Raw genomic sequence first — 14,990 nt, 5'->3', positions numbered from 1 at the left:
GGAGTTACCCATGAAAACCAAACTGATGCTCGCCCTGACCCTCTCCGTGCTGGCGGCCAATACCTTCGCCGCCGATGGTTACGACCGCACCGGTTCCGCCGTCTTCACTGCGCAAAGCAACACCGCTGACGAGAGCCGCACCGACGCGGCCAAAGTCGCTACCGACAGCGTCGATCGCACCGACGCTGCCCGCACCAACTGATCGCTGAACGCACCACACAGCCCGGCTTTGGCCGCAATGCTGTTCACTTGAACGCACTCCCAGTCATGCCTACCTTTGTGGCGAGCGAGCTTGCTCGCGCTGGGCTGCGTAGCGGCCCCAAAAATCTGACAACCATTGCCGATTTTTGTGAGTGCTACGCACTCAAGCGGGAGCAAGCTCCCTCGCCACAGGTTTCTCTGACTCAAGACGCTCTTAAGTGAACGGTATTGCGGCTTTTGCCGGGCTTAGTCATTTCTGGGATCTATTTGCAGTAACAACATCCCGAGCTGGAATTTACCCGATACGGCCTGCACTATTTGCCATCCCGAACGCCCCAGGAATTCACTCCATGCCCGACGATATCCATTTCTACGAACCCGCCAACGGCCACGGCCTGCCCCATGACCCGTTCAACGCCATCGTCGGCCCGCGTCCCATCGGCTGGATTTCCTCCCAGGACGCCAACGGTCGCCTGAATCTAGCGCCCTACAGCTTCTTCAATGCCTTCAACTACATTCCGCCGATCATCGGGTTCTCCAGTGTCGGGCGCAAAGACAGCCTGAACAACATCGAGCAGACCGGCGAGTTCGCCTGGAACCTGGCGACGCGTCCGCTGGCCGAGCAGATGAACCAGAGCTGTGCCATGGTCGGGCCGGAGGTCAACGAGTTCGAACTGTCCGGACTGACCACCGCCGCGTCGAAAATCATTCAGGTGCCACGGGTCGCCGAAAGCCCGGTGTCCTTCGAGTGCAAGGTCACGCAGATCATTCAGTTGCAGCGCGCCAACAAGGAAGTGGTGCCGAGCTGGCTGATTCTCGGCGAAGTGGTCGCCGTGCATATCGCCAAATGGCTGTTGAAGGATGGGGTGTACGACACCGCCGCGGCAGAACCGATTCTGCGCGGCGGCGGGCCAGCGGATTATTTTCAGCTGGGGCCAGAGGCACTGTTCAAGATGTTCCGCCCGGGGGCGGTCAAGTGATTACCAGAGCAGGTCGGCGTCTTCTTTGACGTCTTTGAGGCGGGTCAGCTCTTTGGCCGCGGCCTCGTCGGCTTCATGAGCGGTCTTGAAAGTCTGGCCTTCCAGCACTTTGTGAAAAACCGGGGCACCGGAACCACCGAGGGCTTTGACGGCAATCGCGGCGTGGTAACCGCCCTCGCCCGGTACTACTGCTGAAACGGCTTCGAAGTGTTCAAAGGCTTTACGTGCCATGTCGCGGATCCTGGCTAATGGAGAGTTGCGCCATTAAACCCTCAACCGGCCAGTTTGTGTACCGCTGCCTGGGACTGGCCGAGGGCCTGGGTCGCCGAGACATCCTTGAAGGTATGGAAATCCAGGCTGTTGACCACCATATCCTGCACCAGCTCGGCAAAAATCTGCATCGCCGGGCTACCGAAGTAAGCAGTCATCGCCTGTTGGCTGGCCCAGAAACCGGACACCAGCCACAGCTCGGGATCACATTGCGAGTGCTGCAGGGCGAAGCTCAGGCAACCCGGCGCGTTGCGCGACGGTTCGATCAGGGCGCTCAGGCGCGCACCGAGTTCTGCCGAACGCCCGGCGCGGGCGCGAACGAAGGCCATATGACTGACGGGGATCTGCGTAGACATGTTCAACCCTCCCAGGGAGTCGAGTGGCAGCCGTGGGACGGGCTGCGACAGGATCCAAGATTAGGCGGCGCATCACCGTCACCGTTAGTCGATTTCTGCCGGCTTATTGCACAATCCTGCGCGACTGCAGCAAACGCCTGTAACAATCGGTAAAACCCGTCACGCCACTGTCACACGAGTTTTGTGTAGGAGCTGCCGAAGGCTGCGATCTTTTGACTTCTGTTTTTAAGATCTAGAGATCGCAGCCTTCGGCAGCTCCTACAGGGGGAGGTTTGCGTCAGCCGTTGTCCATCTGCGTCACGTCATGACGGGGCGGCACACGAAGCCCGTGCAGAATCAGGCAAGCTTTTGGCAGGATGTGTCTACCGCTGTCCCTTGCACAAATTTAAGCTCGGCCCATGACCAACACTTCACGGAGGATTCCCTGCATGTCGTCGCTCGATCACTTTCAGGCTCCGCTTCCCGCCGACATGGAGAAACAGCGCGCGGAACTGGCCGACCTGATCCGCCGCAACACGCTGGACGATGGCTCCTACGCCACCGCCGTCGGTTCGCTGTTCATGTCGCGTCACAGCAAATCCCATGATTTCGCCCCGGGGCTGGCCCAACCGGCCCTGTGCATCATGGCCCAGGGGCGCAAGGAAGTTCGGCTGGCGGACGAGCACTTCAATTACGACCCTCTGAATTACCTGGTGGTGTCAGTCTCGATGCCCTTGAGCGGACGGGTGGTGAATGCCTCGCCCGAAGAACCGATTCTCGCCGTTCGGCTGGACATCGACCCGGCGGAAATCACCGCGCTGATTGCTGACGCCGGCCCCATCGGCGTGCCCACACGGCCCACCGGTCGCGGCCTGTATGTCGAGCGGATCGACGCGGCCATGCTCGACGCCGTGCTGCGCCTGGTGCGTTTACTGGACACACCGAAAGACATCGCCATGCTGGCGCCGCTGATTCGCCGGGAGATTCTGTATCGGCTGTTGCGCAGCCAGCAGGGGCATCGGCTGTATGAGATTGCCATCGCCAACAGTCAGAGCCATCGCATCAGCCAGGCGATCAAATGGCTCAACGGCAATTATGAGCAACCGCTGCGCATCGATGATCTGGCGCGGGAAGTGAACCTGAGTGTGTCGACACTGCATCACCGCTTCAAGGCGATGACGGCAATGAGTCCGCTGCAGTATCAGAAACAGCTGCGCCTGCAAGAAGCACGACGGTTGATGCTGGCCGAAGGGCTGGAAGCGTCGGCGGCGGGGTATCGGGTGGGGTATGAAAGCCCTTCGCAGTTCAGCCGCGAGTACAGCCGATTGTTCGGGGCACCGCCGCTGCGGGATTTGGCGCGGTTGCGGTTGACCGTGTAATCAAATTCACACACACCCCGTAGGAGCTGCCGAAGGCTGCTCCTACGGGGTGATGGCGTTGTTTAGGCGCTCAGTACTCGGCACGCCTCAGCCGGCAAGGTCACCGACACCGGATTGCCAATGCTCAACCCAACGTCCTGGCACGGCGTGCTCAACGCGGTAAACGACACCCCGGAACATTCGACGGTGGTTTCAATCGTAGCGCCAATATCTCGCACAAACGTCACCTTGCCGAGCAAGCGATTCCCCGCCGTGGCCTGCGGTTGCGACAGTTGCAGGTCTTCGGGACGAATCAGCATTTTCACCTTCTCCCCCACCACAATGCTGCTGCAGATCGGCACTTGCAGCGCATCGCCACCCGGCAGGCTGACCTTGCCGTTGCCCAACGCCGTGGCCGGGAAAATATTGCCCGAACCGATAAAGTCCGCGACGAACTCATTGGCCGGATGCCGATAGATTTCAATCGGCGTGCCCACCTGCTGCACCCGATGCTCACCCAGCACCACCACGATGTCGGCCATGGTCATGGCTTCACGCTGATCGTGGGTGACCATGATGGTGGTGATGTTCAAACGCTGTTGCAGCTGACGGATTTCCACCTGCATCGACTCGCGCAGCTTGGCGTCCAGCGCCGACAGCGGTTCGTCGAGCAGGAGAATTTTCGGGTGGTTGGCAATCGCCCGGGCAATCGCCACTCGCTGACGCTGACCGCCGGAGAGTTTTGCCACCGGGCGATCGATCATTTCCTGCAGTTGAATCAGCTCAAGCAACTCCACCACCCGCGCCTGCTGGTCAGCCTTGCTGACCCCACGCAGTTTCAGCGGATAGGCAATGTTCTCCCCCACCGTCATGTGCGGAAACAGCGCCAGCGATTGAAACACCATGCCGAAATTACGCTGATGCGCAGGCGTATGGCCGATGTCTTCACCGTCCAGGCGAATCTCGCCGCCGGTCAGGGTTTCGAGCCCGGCGATCATCCGCAACAAAGTGGTTTTGCCGCAGCCCGACGGGCCGAGGAAACACACCAGTTTGCCCTCGGGCAAATGCAGGTTTACATCCTTTACCGCGCAGGCCGAGCCGTAATGTTTCTCGACGTTTTCCAGAATCAGACCAGTCATTTGAATCACCTCAAGAAATCAGAACGAAACGCCGCCTTCGCCAACCAACTTTTCCAGCGCCCAAATGAGCACGAAGTCGATCAGCACGATCAGCACGGCAAACGAGAAAACGGTAGGGTCGAGCGATGACACGGTGCGGCTGTACATCCAGATCGGCACGGTCATGACGTCGATGGTGTAGAGGAAATAGGTCACGGTGAATTCGTTGAACGAGACGATGAACGCCAGCAGCATGCCCGCCAGAATCCCCGACTTCATCAAGGGCACCACCACATCGACAATCGCCCGCAGCGGTGAAGCACCGAGCATTTGCGCGGCCTCTTCGACTTCGCTGCCGATGGAGAGCATCGCCGCGGTGCAGTTTTTCACCACGAATGGCAGCGCCAGAATCACGTGGGCAATCACCAGCCGCGAAGTGGTGATCTGGAACGGCAGGCTGTCGAACACCAACAGCAAGGCCAGGCCCAACACCACCATCGGAAACACCAGCGGCAGCGACATCAATTGCAGCGCCACGGCCTTGCCACGGAACTCGCAACGGGTCAGCGCGTAAGCCGCCGGCACCGCGATGATCGTGGCGAAGATCATGGTCAGGCAGGCCACCAGCAAACTGGTGCTCATGGCCTTGCCCAGGCTCAGCACGTCGCTGGCGTCCGGCGAGACGAAGGTGTGCCAGGCGGCCTTGTACCATTGCAGGCTGTAGCTGCTGGGCGGAAAGTCGAGGTTCGACGCGCCGCTGAACGACATGACGATCATGGTCAGGATCGGCAGTACCGCCAGCAGCAAAATGAAGCCCGAGAGGATGCCGGCGAACTTGCCGGTATCGCCCGGCAACAACGACTGACGCTTCTTGATCAAGGTGCTCATTGGGAAGCCTCCAGCATGCGCCGACGACGGCCAGTGATGTATTCGGACAAGGTCATGATTGCCAGGGTGGTGATGATCAACACCACGCCGGCGGCGGACGCGGCGGGCCAGTTCATCAGCGGGGCGATCTGGTCATGGACCATCACCGCCAGCATCGGCACGCGCCGACCGCCGAGCAGCAAAGGCACCACGAAGCTGCTGGCGTTGTAGGCGAACACCAGCGTCGCGCCGGTGATGATCCCCGGAAAGCTCATCGGCAACACCACTTGGCGAAACACCTGCAGGCGACTGGCGCCCAGGGTGGCAGCGGCTTCTTCGTAAGTGCGGGCGACACCGCGCATGGCGCTGGCAATCGGCAGCACGGCCAACGGGAACGCGGTTTGCACCAGGCCCATCAATACGCCGTTCTGGTTGTACAGCAGCATGATCGGCCGCTTGATCAGGCCCAGGCCCATCAGCGCCTGATTGAGCATCCCGCCCGGGCCGAGAATCACCAGCCAGCCGTAGCTTTGCAGTAACAGGTTGACCAGCAACGGCAGCAGCACCGCCGCAAGGAAAATCCGCCGCACAAACGGTGAGGTCAGCCGCGACATGGTGTAGGCCACCGGGATCGCCAGCAGCACCGCGATCACCGCACTGATCAGCGCCAGGCGCAAGGTCAGCAGCAAGGATTTGAGGTAGTACGGTTCCAGCAATTGCGCGTAACTGGCCAGGCTGAAGCCGGACCACTCCGCACCTTTGGTGCCCACGCTCATGCGCAGCACCAGGAGGCTGGCGGCAATCAGCACGCCGAGAAACAGCATCGACGGCGAGAGGAAAAACCACGCACGCACTGTCGGTGAGACACCCCGATTAGCGCGCGTGGGTGCGACGCTTACCGGATGGGTCAGAGGTTGGTGTTCCATAGCAAGGGTCTCGTCAATGGAAAGCAGCTGGCAAACACAGCCCTCAAGACCGCCGTGAATCCTGTGGGAGCGGGCTTTGTGGCGAGGGGGCTTGCCCCCGTTCGACTGCGAAGCAGTCGTAAACCATCTCATGCGGTACACCTGATGCACCGCGATGACAGGATTCAGGGCCGCTTCGCGCCCCAACGGGGGCAAGCCCCCTCGCCACAAAAGCCCGCTCCCACATTTGATTTGCGGTGCTCTCAGGGCTTGTGTTCGCCACTCGATCAGGAAGAAAAGATTTCCGTGTAACGACGAATCCATTGGTCATGCACGGTGGCCAGGAAGGCGTTGTCGTGCATGATCGCCTTCTCGGCAATCTGCTCCGGCGTAAGGATGTACGGGCTCTTGCGGGCTTCGGCGGAGATGATCGCCTTGGCGTTGACCGGGCCGTTGTAGATGTCTTCGGCCATCTTGCCCTGCACCAGCGGGTCCAGAGAGTGGTTGATGAAGGCGTAGGCCAGGTCGGTATCGCCCGGACGGTTTTTCGGCATCACCGAGAGCATCAGGTCGGTGTAGAAACCTTCCTTCATGCCGAACGTGGCGCCCAGACCGTAGGCCGGGTCGCGGATCTGTTTGGGGAAAAACGCCGGTGCGTACAAGCCGCCCATGTCCAGGGACCCGGTGCGGAACAGCTCGGCGATCTGGTTCGGGTTTTCACCCAGGGTCACCACGCGGCTCTTGAGCTCGGCGAGTTTCTTGAAGCCTGGCTCGATGTTGTGTTCGTCACCACCGGCCAGTTTGGCGGCGATGATGATCAGGTCCATGGCCTCGGTCCAGTTCGGCGGCGGCAGGAAAATGTTCGGCGCCAGGTCGGCGTCCCACATCGCGGCGTAGCTGTCCGGAGCTTCTTTCTGGGTACGGGTGCTGTAGACCAGGCTGTTGCACCACAGCAGGTAACCGATACCGTGGCCGTTGGCGCCGGTGCGGTATTTCTCCGGTACATCCACCAGGTTGGGGATGCGGTTGAGGTCGGGTTTTTCCAGCAGGTTGGCGGCGGCCAGACCCTCGGCGCCGACGCCGGCCAGGGTGATGATGTCGTACTGCGGACGATCACCGCCGGCCTTGAGTTTGGCGACCATTTCCGAGGTGCTGCCGGTGCGGTCAGCAATGACCTTGCAGCCGTACTTGTCTTCGAAGGTGGCCGCGATGTTGCGCAGTGCTGCCAGGCCAGTGTCATCGGACCAGGTCAGCAGGCGCAGGGTCTTTCCTGCAAAGCGCGTGTCGCTGGCGTTGGCCTTGATGAACGGCATGCTCATGGCTGCCGCGGCAACCGAGGCCACGCCCACGGTTTTGATGAATTGACGTCTGTTCAGATCGTGCTCGCCCATGAAGGACTCCCTTTGTTTTTTTAAGTATGAGGTTGGTCGCAACCGTTGCATCCGCGCGGCCAGTTCGGCTTGAAGTCCCCGGTTTCAAAGGACTTGAGCTTGACCGGCGGGTTCATCCTGAGGTCGTGCAAAACACCTGACTATCGATAAAAACTCATTGAAGCCATGACGCTGGCGCATGCCTCATCAAGAGGCATGCGCTCACTGTTTTCGTGCTGTCAGACGGCCCGAATCACGTGTTTGATTTCCTGAAACGCCTGCAAACCCCACGGCCCCAATTCGCGGCCGATGCTGCTCTGTTTGTAGCCACCCCAGGCGGTCTGCGGGAAGATCACTTGCGGTGCGTTGATCCACACAAGCCCCGCCTGCAAAGCGTTGGCGACCCGATCGGCGGCCTCGCTGTCGCGCGTGACCACACTGGCGACCAGACCGAACAGGCTGTCGTTGGCCAAGGCAATCGCCTCGGCTTCAGAGCTGAAACTGCGCACGCAGATCACCGGGCCGAAAATCTCTTCGCACCACAACGCACTGTCGAGGGGCGCGTCGATGAAAACGGTCGGCTGCAAAAAGTAGCCGCGCGACAGGTCTGCCGGACGATTGCCGCCGCAGATCAGCTTCGCGCCAGCGCTCAAACCGCGATCGATGTGGCCCAGCACTCGCTGGTATTGCGCCTGATTGACCAGTGCGCCCATCTCCACGTTCGGGTCGAACGGGTCGGCCACGCGGATGGCTTCGGCACGGGCCTTCAATCGCGCAACAAATTCATCCGCCAACTCATCGGCGACGAGCACGCGACTGGTCGCGGAACACATCTGCCCGGCGTTGAAGAAACCGCCGCCACAGGCCACTTCCACAGCCAGTTCGATGTCGGCATCGGCGAGCACCAGCAGCGAGGATTTACCGCCCAGCTCCAGGCTCACGCCTTTCACGGTTTCCGCTGCCCGCTGCATCACCTGCACGCCCACCGCGTTGCTGCCGGTGAAGGAAATCTTGGCGATGCGCGGGTCAGCCGACAGCGGTGCGCCAACGGCAAGGCCGGTGCCGCAGACCAAGTTGAACACACCGTTTGGCACACCGGCTTCGGCAATGATCGTCGCCAGTTCCAGCTCCGGCAGCGGCGTCACTTCAGACGGTTTGAGCACCACGCAGCAACCGGCGGCCAGGGCCGGGGCGAGTTTCCAGGCGGTGGTGACCATCGGGAAATTCCACGGCACGATCAGCCCCACCACACCGCACGGTTCGCGGCGCAAACGGGCGCTGAAATCGTCGCTCGGCAGTTCCACTTTGCTGTCTTGCCTGGCATCGAGCCCTTCGGCCAGCCCGGCGTAATACTCGAAGGTGGCGATCACGTCGTCGACGTCGATGGCCGCTTCGAACAGCGGTTTGCCGTTGTTGCTCGACTGCAACTTCATCAACTGTTCGCGCCCGGCCTGCACGCCCGCGGCGATTCTGCGCAGGATCGCCCCGCGCTCGGCACCGGTGGTTTTCGACCATTGCTTGAAAGCGTTGGCTGCAGCGGTGACGGCCTGATCGACAGCCTGTGCATCGCCGCCGTTAACGGTGGTCAGCAGGGCTTCGGTCGCCGGGTTGATCACACGCAGATGTTCGTTGCCAGCGGACCATTGGCCATCGATGAACAGGCCGTCGAGGGTCGTCGGAAAGGTCATGGGAGCACTCATTGCGACACCGCCTTCATCCACTGGGTCTGGTCGATTTCAATCAGGGTCGGGCCCTGACGATCGGTGGCCAGGCGCAACGCATCACGCAATCCGTCAACACTGCTGACCGCTTCAGCCGCGCAGCCCAGGGCCTTGGCCACACCGATGAAATCGGGGGTGTAGATGTCCACGCCCACCGGCTCGATGGCGCGGTTGACCATGTATTTCTTGATCTCTTCGTAGCCCTGGTTATTCCACAGCAACACGATCACCGGCGTACGCGCTTCCACCGCGCTGGCCAATTCCGGCAGGGTGAATTGCAGGCCGCCGTCGCCGATCAGGCACACCACCGGAGGGCGCGTGCCGCCTTCGACGCTGCCACCGAGCCAGGCGCCAATCGCCGCCGGCAAGGCGTAACCGAGGGTGCCGTAACCGGTGGACGAGTTGAACCAGCGACGCGGACGCTCCGGGTTGAAGGTCAGGTTGCCGGTGTACACCGGTTGGGTCGAATCGCCGACGAACACCGCGTTCGGTAATTCGTACAGCACGGTTTCCAGGAAGCGGGTCTGGGCCAAGGTCGGGGCGTCCCAGGTCGCGGCGAGCTCTTCTCGCAAGCGAGCGGCGCGCACCTGGCCCCAGTCGTTGCGGCGCTCGGCCAGCGACTTGTGGGACAGCGCACTCAGCAGGGCCTGGGCGGCATTGCGCGAGTCGGCCACCAACGCCACCTTCGGCGGGTAATTACGCACGGTCTGGTCTGGGTCGATGTCCACGCGCAGCAGCACGCCCGGGATTTCGAAGCCGCCGGCGAAGGTGATGTCGTAATCGGTTTCGGCCAGTTCGGTGCCGATGGCCAGCACCACGTCGGCCTCGGCCACCAGCGCACGGGTGGCCACCAGGCTTTGGGTCGAACCGATCAGCAGCGGATGGCTGGATTCGAGCATGCCTTTGGCATTGATGGTCAAGGCCACTGGCGCATCCAGCAGCTCGGCCAGTTCAGTCAGCTCGGCCGCCGCATCGATGGCGCCGCCACCCGCGAGAATCAATGGGCGTTTGGCACCGGCCAGCAGGTCGGTCATGCGGCTGATCACGCTGGGCGAGGCACCGGCACGATCGATGTTCACCGGCTCGCTGGCGAGCAAGTCATCGGCCTCTTCGACCAGCACGTCCAACGGGATTTCGATGTGCACCGGACGCGGGCGACCGGCTTGGAACAGCGCGAAGGCCCGCGCCAATACGCCTGGCAGTTCCGCCGCCGACATCAAGGTATGGGAGAACGCCGCCACGCCGCCGACCAGTGCGCTCTGGTTCGGCAGCTCATGCAGCTTGCCGCGCCCGCCGCCCAATTGGCTGCGCGATTGCACGCTGGAGATCACCAGCATCGGGATCGAGTCGGCGTAAGCCTGGCCCATGGCGGTGGTGATGTTGGTCATGCCGGGGCCGGTGATGATGAAGCACACACCCGGTTTGCCGCTGGTGCGGGCATAACCGTCGGCCATGAAACCGGCGCCCTGTTCGTGACGTGGAGTGACGTGGTTGATGCTCGAACGGGCCAGTCCGCGATACAGCTCCACGGTATGCACCCCGGGAATGCCGAACACCTGCTCGACCCCGTAATCTTCGAGTAACTTGACCAATACTTCGCCGCACGTCGCCATGTGTTTGCCCTTTTTGTTCGTTTGAGACGCCGGGCCTGCGCAGTGTTTATGATGGATTGGCAGGCCCGGGAATGGCCTCATTGGAACGGGCGACACATAGCCGCAACAATGGATAAAAAGTCATACTAGCCATGTCCTCACGTCATACCTTGGATCCCAATGAAACGACTGCCTCCCCTGCCGGCGCTGCACACTTTTCTGATCACCGCGCAGTGCTGCAACTTCACCCGGGCCGCCGAACAGCTGCACATCACCCAAGGCGCGGTGAGCCGGCAGATCGCCGGGCTGGAAGATCATCTGGGTTATGAACTGTTCATTCGCCAGGCGCGGGGCTTGAGCCTGACCGCCGAAGGACGTGAGTGGTTGCCACGGGTGCAGCAGATTTTCGGCCTGATCGACGAGGCGGTGGAGCAGATCGGCGAGAAGCGCGAAACCTTGCAACTCAAGGCGCCGACCTGTGTGATGCGCTGGCTGTTGCCGCGCCTGTTGCAGTGGCAAAAGGAACGCCCGGATGTGCCGGTGGAATTGACCACCACGGTGAAACACGGCGTGGATTTTCATCGCGAGCAATTCGATGCGGCGGTGATGTATGGCGCGCCGCCGGAGAGCTCACTGGCCTCCCATCATTTGTTCGATGAGCAACTGACGCCTGTGTGTTCCCGACCGATGCTTGAAGGGCCACAGGCCTTGCAGACACCGGCAGACCTGCAACAGCACTTGTTGCTGCATCCAACCCGGGATGAGCGGGACTGGAAAGCCTGGTTGAAAGCGGCGGATATTCATCTGAGCAATGTCGGCAAGGGCCAGCACTTCGAAACCCTGGACCTGGCGATGTCGATGGCGTCCCAGGGGACGGGCGTGGCGATTGGCGATTGGTCGTTGATCGGCGATGACCTGAGCGCCGGGCGGCTGGTCATGCCCTTTGATTTGAAGGTGAAAACCGGGTTGGCGTATTACCTGGTGTTCCCCGAGAAACCTGCGCCTTCGCCGAAGTTGCGCGAATTGATGGGGTGGTTGGTGGAGCAGGCGCAGGCACGCTGAACCGCAATCGCCCTGTAGCAGCTGGCGCAGCCTGCGTTCGGCTGCGCAGCAGTCGTAAACCCTGTATCCACGGTTATTCTGACACACCGCAGTGTATGGTTTTGCGACTGCTGCGCAGCCGAACGCAGGCTGCGCCAGCTGCTACAAGGGATGTGGTGTTGCGAAGTTAATACCCGACCGTAAACCGCTGGCGGGAATGCTTTGGTGTTTCCACTTCATCCAGCAACGCGATCGCGTAATCGGCAAAGGTAATCCAGCTGCGACCCTGCGCACTCACCAGCAAGTCATCCTTGCCGACTCGAAACGTGCCCGTACGCTCACCTTCGACAAACTCCGCCGACGGCGACAGGAAGGTCCAGTCCAGGTCCTTTTCCTGACGCAAGGTATTCAAGAACTCGGCACCGGCGCTGGCCTCGGCCTTGTACTCCGGCGGAAAACCTTCGCTGTCGATCACCCGGCTGCCGCCCGGCAACAACAACGAACCGGCACCGCCCACCACCAGCAGACGCTTGACCCCGGCCTGCTTCACCGGCTCGATGACGGCGCTGGCGGGGATGGTGGAGAAATGTGCAGCACTGATTACAGCATCATGGCCAGCGACGGCGGCTTGCAAAGCGGCAGCATCGAGCACGTCGACGTTTTTGCTGACGACTCCTGCACGCTGGCCGATTTTCGAGGTATCGCGGGCGATGGCGGTGACGCTGTGACCGCGACGCAGGGCTTCTTCCAACAGTTGGCTACCGGCACGACCGGTGGCACCGATGATTGCGATTTTGCTCATGACGTTCTCCAGTTGGCTTGGGTGAATCTGTACAGGTGTGACTCAGTTTTTTTGTGGCGAGGGGGCTTGCCCCCGTTCGGCTGCGAAGCAGTCGTAAAACCTGTGCATACGGTGCGGCTGAAAGAATGTAGGGGAGTGCTTCGCACTCCAACGGGGGCAAGCCCCCTCGCCACAAAAAGCCCCCCCTCGCCACAAAAGTTGTACTCAGCGGATTACCACTTCATCTCGCCCTTGGCGACTTTGGCGCTCAGCTCGAGCGAGCTTTCTTCGCCCAGGGTCGGGTAGCGTTTTTTCATCGCGCCGATCAGTTCGGCTGAATCTTTCGCCTTGGCGGTTTCTTCGTCGAAAGCCTTGATGTAATCGGCGGTGAACTGCACAGCCGCCAGAGAGCGAGCGCTCTCGCCCAGGTAGTGACCCGGCACGATGGTGTTCGGCTTCAAGGCTTCGATCGTGTGCAACGTCGTCAGCCAATCGGCATGGGACTGCGCAGTTTGGGTGTCAGCCATCCACACATGAATGTTTTCGGCGACAACCACGCCACCGACCACTGCCTTGATCGACGGAATCCACACAAAGCTGCGATCCGGCTGCTTGCCATCCAGGCCGAGCACCTGCAGTTTCTGCCCTTCCAGCATCAGGCTATCGCCCTTGAGCACGTGCGGCACGATGGTTTTGTTCGGCACATCGGCGCCCATTTTCGGACCCCAGAACGCCAGTTTGCCGTCGACAGTTTTCTTGATGTGATCAACGGTCGGTCGCGAGGCCAATACTTTGGCCTTCGGGAACGCTTGGGTGATGGTGTCGAGGCCGAAGTAGTAATCCGGGTCACCGTGGCTGATGTAGATGGTGGTCAGTTGTTTGCCGCTGGCGCGGATTTTTTCCACCACCTGTTCGGCCTGGGATTTGCCGAATTGCGCGTCCACCAGAATCGCTTCTTTCTCGCCGCTGACCAGTACCGAGGTCACCGGGAAAATCGCGTTGGTGCCAGGGTTGTAGACGTCCAGGGTCAGGGTCGACGCCGCAGCGGCGTGGGCCGCGAAGCCCAGTGTGGCGGTTGCCAGAAGAATGCGTTTGATTGAAGTGAAGCCGATCATCTGTTGCTCCGTTGTCCGAATGCCGTGCTTGGCGATAGGACAGAGCTTAGTTGCCTGGTTCGATACAAAAAATGCGATGCTTGAACATAGTTTGTTTCTGAAAGCGGGCAAATCATGGATCGTCTACAAGCAATGCGAGTGTTCGTTACGGTGGTGGATCTGGGCAGCCAATCGGCCGCCGCCGATCACCTTGACCTGTCGCGGCCGGTGGTTTCACGGTATCTGGCGGAGCTGGAAGATTGGGTCGGCGCACGTCTGATGCACCGCACCACGCGCAAATTGAGCCTGACCGCTGCCGGCAGTGAAATCCTGCCCCGGTGCCGGCAGATGCTCGATTTATCCAGCGACATGCAAGCCGCCGTCAGCGAGCCGGACGACGCACCGCGCGGCCTGCTGCGAATCAGCGTCAGCACCTCGTTCGGCCAGGCGCAACTGGCCGATGCCATGGCCGCCTACGTCAAACGTTACCCCGGTGTAAGTATCGATCTGCAAATGCTCGACCGCACGGTGAACCTGGTGGATGAGCGCATCGACCTGGCCATCCGCACCAGCAACGACCTGGACCCGAACCTGATCGCCCGGCGGCTGACGGTCTGCCGCTCGGTGATCTGCGCCTCCCCCGCTTACCTGCGCGAGCACCCGGCGCCGCAACGGGTCGAAGACCTGAGCCTGCACAATTGCCTGACTCACTCTTACTTTGGCAAAAGCCTCTGGCATTTCGAGCAGGATGGCGAACCGGTCTCGGTGCCGGTGCAGGGCAACATCAGCGCCAACGAAGCCAGCACGCTGTTGCGCGCGGCGATGGCCGGGGCCGGCGTGGCGATGCTGCCCAGTTACCAGGCCGGCGTGCATATCCACAGCGGCGAACTGATCCGCCTGCTGCCCCAGGCCGAGCCCCGGCAGATGAACATCTATGCGGTGTATGCCTCACGCAAGCACATGCCGGTGGCGTTGCGCAGCATGCTGGATTTTCTGGTGCTCAGATTCCCCGAAGAACCGGCGTGGGATGTGGGCCTTTAACCGGAGCGAATGTGGGGCGGTTTTGATGGCAACTCACCGGCGCTGACCTATGCTCAAAACAGTACCCAAGGGTATTCGTTCAGAGGTCAACGCCATGAACATCAAAACAAGAAGATACCTCGCTATTTTCATCACTTGCGCGGCGACGCTGGCGCTGTATGGCACGGCCGCCTGGCGTGTCGAACAGTTGCGAAAAGTGCCCCGTGACTTCGCGAGCTGCAACTTCGAGCGCTGCATCCCCCACAGCGCAAGCCTCAACGCCCTCCGCTGACGAACACCCTGTGGCGAGGGGGCTTGCCCCCGTTCGGCTGCGCAG

General features: G+C 61.2%; 16 protein-coding genes. 6 read left to right on the top strand and 10 right to left on the bottom strand.

What is annotated here, in order from left to right; all coding sequences use genetic code 11:
* The first annotated feature begins 10 nt into the window (after positions 1 to 10).
* Complete coding sequence (locus tag LOY36_RS05740) at positions 11 to 202, top strand: hypothetical protein (RefSeq protein ID WP_258672557.1); 192 nt, start codon at positions 11 to 13, stop codon at positions 200 to 202.
* A 349-nt stretch (positions 203 to 551) separates the two neighbouring features.
* Complete coding sequence (locus tag LOY36_RS05735; protein WP_018926552.1) at positions 552 to 1,181, top strand: flavin reductase family protein; 630 nt, start codon at positions 552 to 554, stop codon at positions 1,179 to 1,181.
* On the opposite strand, the gene LOY36_RS05730 is transcribed toward LOY36_RS05735, so the two are convergent.
* Together LOY36_RS05730 and LOY36_RS05725 are read right to left on the bottom strand one after the other, a co-directional pair.
* A complete protein-coding gene (locus tag LOY36_RS05730) occupies positions 1,182 to 1,412 on the bottom strand; it encodes a hypothetical protein (protein ID WP_007938844.1) in 231 nt (76 codons plus the stop codon).
* A 41-nt stretch (positions 1,413 to 1,453) separates the two neighbouring features.
* Positions 1,454 to 1,807: a putative quinol monooxygenase gene (locus LOY36_RS05725; protein WP_230174931.1), complete on the bottom strand. Its 354-nt coding sequence runs from the start codon at positions 1,805 to 1,807 to the stop codon at positions 1,454 to 1,456.
* 428 nt (positions 1,808 to 2,235) lie between these two features.
* Here LOY36_RS05725 and LOY36_RS05720 point away from each other — a divergent pair, with 428 nt between their 5' ends.
* The gene (locus tag LOY36_RS05720; RefSeq protein WP_019651397.1) at positions 2,236 to 3,165 is read left to right on the top strand and encodes an AraC family transcriptional regulator; all 930 of its coding nucleotides are present in this window, start codon (positions 2,236 to 2,238) and stop codon (positions 3,163 to 3,165) included.
* A gap of 62 nt (positions 3,166 to 3,227) precedes the next feature.
* On the opposite strand, the gene LOY36_RS05715 is transcribed toward LOY36_RS05720, so the two are convergent.
* The 6 genes from LOY36_RS05715 to LOY36_RS05690 all read right to left on the bottom strand — a co-directional run bounded on the left by LOY36_RS05715 (position 3,228) and on the right by LOY36_RS05690 (position 10,738).
* Positions 3,228 to 4,283 carry an ABC transporter ATP-binding protein gene (locus LOY36_RS05715; protein WP_019651396.1) on the bottom strand — a complete coding sequence of 352 codons (1,056 nt, stop codon included), beginning with the start codon at positions 4,281 to 4,283 and terminating at the stop codon, positions 3,228 to 3,230.
* 18 nt (positions 4,284 to 4,301) lie between these two features.
* Positions 4,302 to 5,150, bottom strand: a complete 849-nt coding sequence (locus LOY36_RS05710; protein WP_019581521.1) for an ABC transporter permease — start codon at positions 5,148 to 5,150, stop codon at positions 4,302 to 4,304.
* Positions 5,147 to 6,055 (bottom strand): ABC transporter permease, encoded by a 909-nt coding sequence (locus LOY36_RS05705; RefSeq protein ID WP_258672556.1) that lies wholly within the window; start codon positions 6,053 to 6,055, stop codon positions 5,147 to 5,149. Before LOY36_RS05705 ends, LOY36_RS05710 begins: the two co-directional genes overlap by 4 nt.
* 266 nt (positions 6,056 to 6,321) lie before the next feature.
* A complete protein-coding gene (locus LOY36_RS05700) occupies positions 6,322 to 7,425 on the bottom strand; it encodes an extracellular solute-binding protein (protein ID WP_258672554.1) in 1,104 nt (367 codons plus the stop codon).
* Positions 7,426 to 7,643: 218 nt separating this feature from the next.
* Complete coding sequence (locus LOY36_RS05695; protein ID WP_258672552.1) at positions 7,644 to 9,092, bottom strand: aldehyde dehydrogenase family protein; 1,449 nt, start codon at positions 9,090 to 9,092, stop codon at positions 7,644 to 7,646.
* 8 nt (positions 9,093 to 9,100) lie between these two features.
* The gene (locus tag LOY36_RS05690) at positions 9,101 to 10,738 is read right to left on the bottom strand and encodes a 5-guanidino-2-oxopentanoate decarboxylase (RefSeq protein WP_258672551.1); all 1,638 of its coding nucleotides are present in this window, start codon (positions 10,736 to 10,738) and stop codon (positions 9,101 to 9,103) included.
* A gap of 159 nt (positions 10,739 to 10,897) precedes the next feature.
* On the opposite strand from LOY36_RS05690, the gene LOY36_RS05685 reads away from it, so the two are divergent.
* Complete coding sequence (locus tag LOY36_RS05685) at positions 10,898 to 11,779, top strand: LysR substrate-binding domain-containing protein (RefSeq protein ID WP_258672550.1); 882 nt, start codon at positions 10,898 to 10,900, stop codon at positions 11,777 to 11,779.
* Positions 11,780 to 11,945: 166 nt separating this feature from the next.
* Here the strand turns inward: LOY36_RS05685 and LOY36_RS05680 are convergent, their stop codons facing one another.
* Positions 11,946 to 12,560: an NAD(P)-dependent oxidoreductase gene (locus LOY36_RS05680; RefSeq protein WP_258672549.1), complete on the bottom strand. Its 615-nt coding sequence runs from the start codon at positions 12,558 to 12,560 to the stop codon at positions 11,946 to 11,948.
* 212 nt (positions 12,561 to 12,772) lie between these two features.
* Complete coding sequence (locus tag LOY36_RS05675; RefSeq protein ID WP_258672548.1) at positions 12,773 to 13,654, bottom strand: MBL fold metallo-hydrolase; 882 nt, start codon at positions 13,652 to 13,654, stop codon at positions 12,773 to 12,775.
* A 114-nt stretch (positions 13,655 to 13,768) separates the two neighbouring features.
* On the opposite strand from LOY36_RS05675, the gene LOY36_RS05670 reads away from it, so the two are divergent.
* Positions 13,769 to 14,674 carry a LysR family transcriptional regulator gene (locus tag LOY36_RS05670; protein WP_258672547.1) on the top strand — a complete coding sequence of 302 codons (906 nt, stop codon included), beginning with the start codon at positions 13,769 to 13,771 and terminating at the stop codon, positions 14,672 to 14,674.
* A 94-nt stretch (positions 14,675 to 14,768) separates the two neighbouring features.
* Positions 14,769 to 14,945, top strand: a complete 177-nt coding sequence (locus tag LOY36_RS05665) for a hypothetical protein (RefSeq protein WP_181150695.1) — start codon at positions 14,769 to 14,771, stop codon at positions 14,943 to 14,945.
* Positions 14,946 to 14,990 lie beyond the last annotated feature (45 nt).

Source organism: Pseudomonas sp. B21-019, assembly GCF_024749225.1.
GTDB lineage: Bacteria > Pseudomonadota > Gammaproteobacteria > Pseudomonadales > Pseudomonadaceae > Aquipseudomonas.
This window is presented reverse-complemented; position numbering and strand designations above follow the sequence as displayed.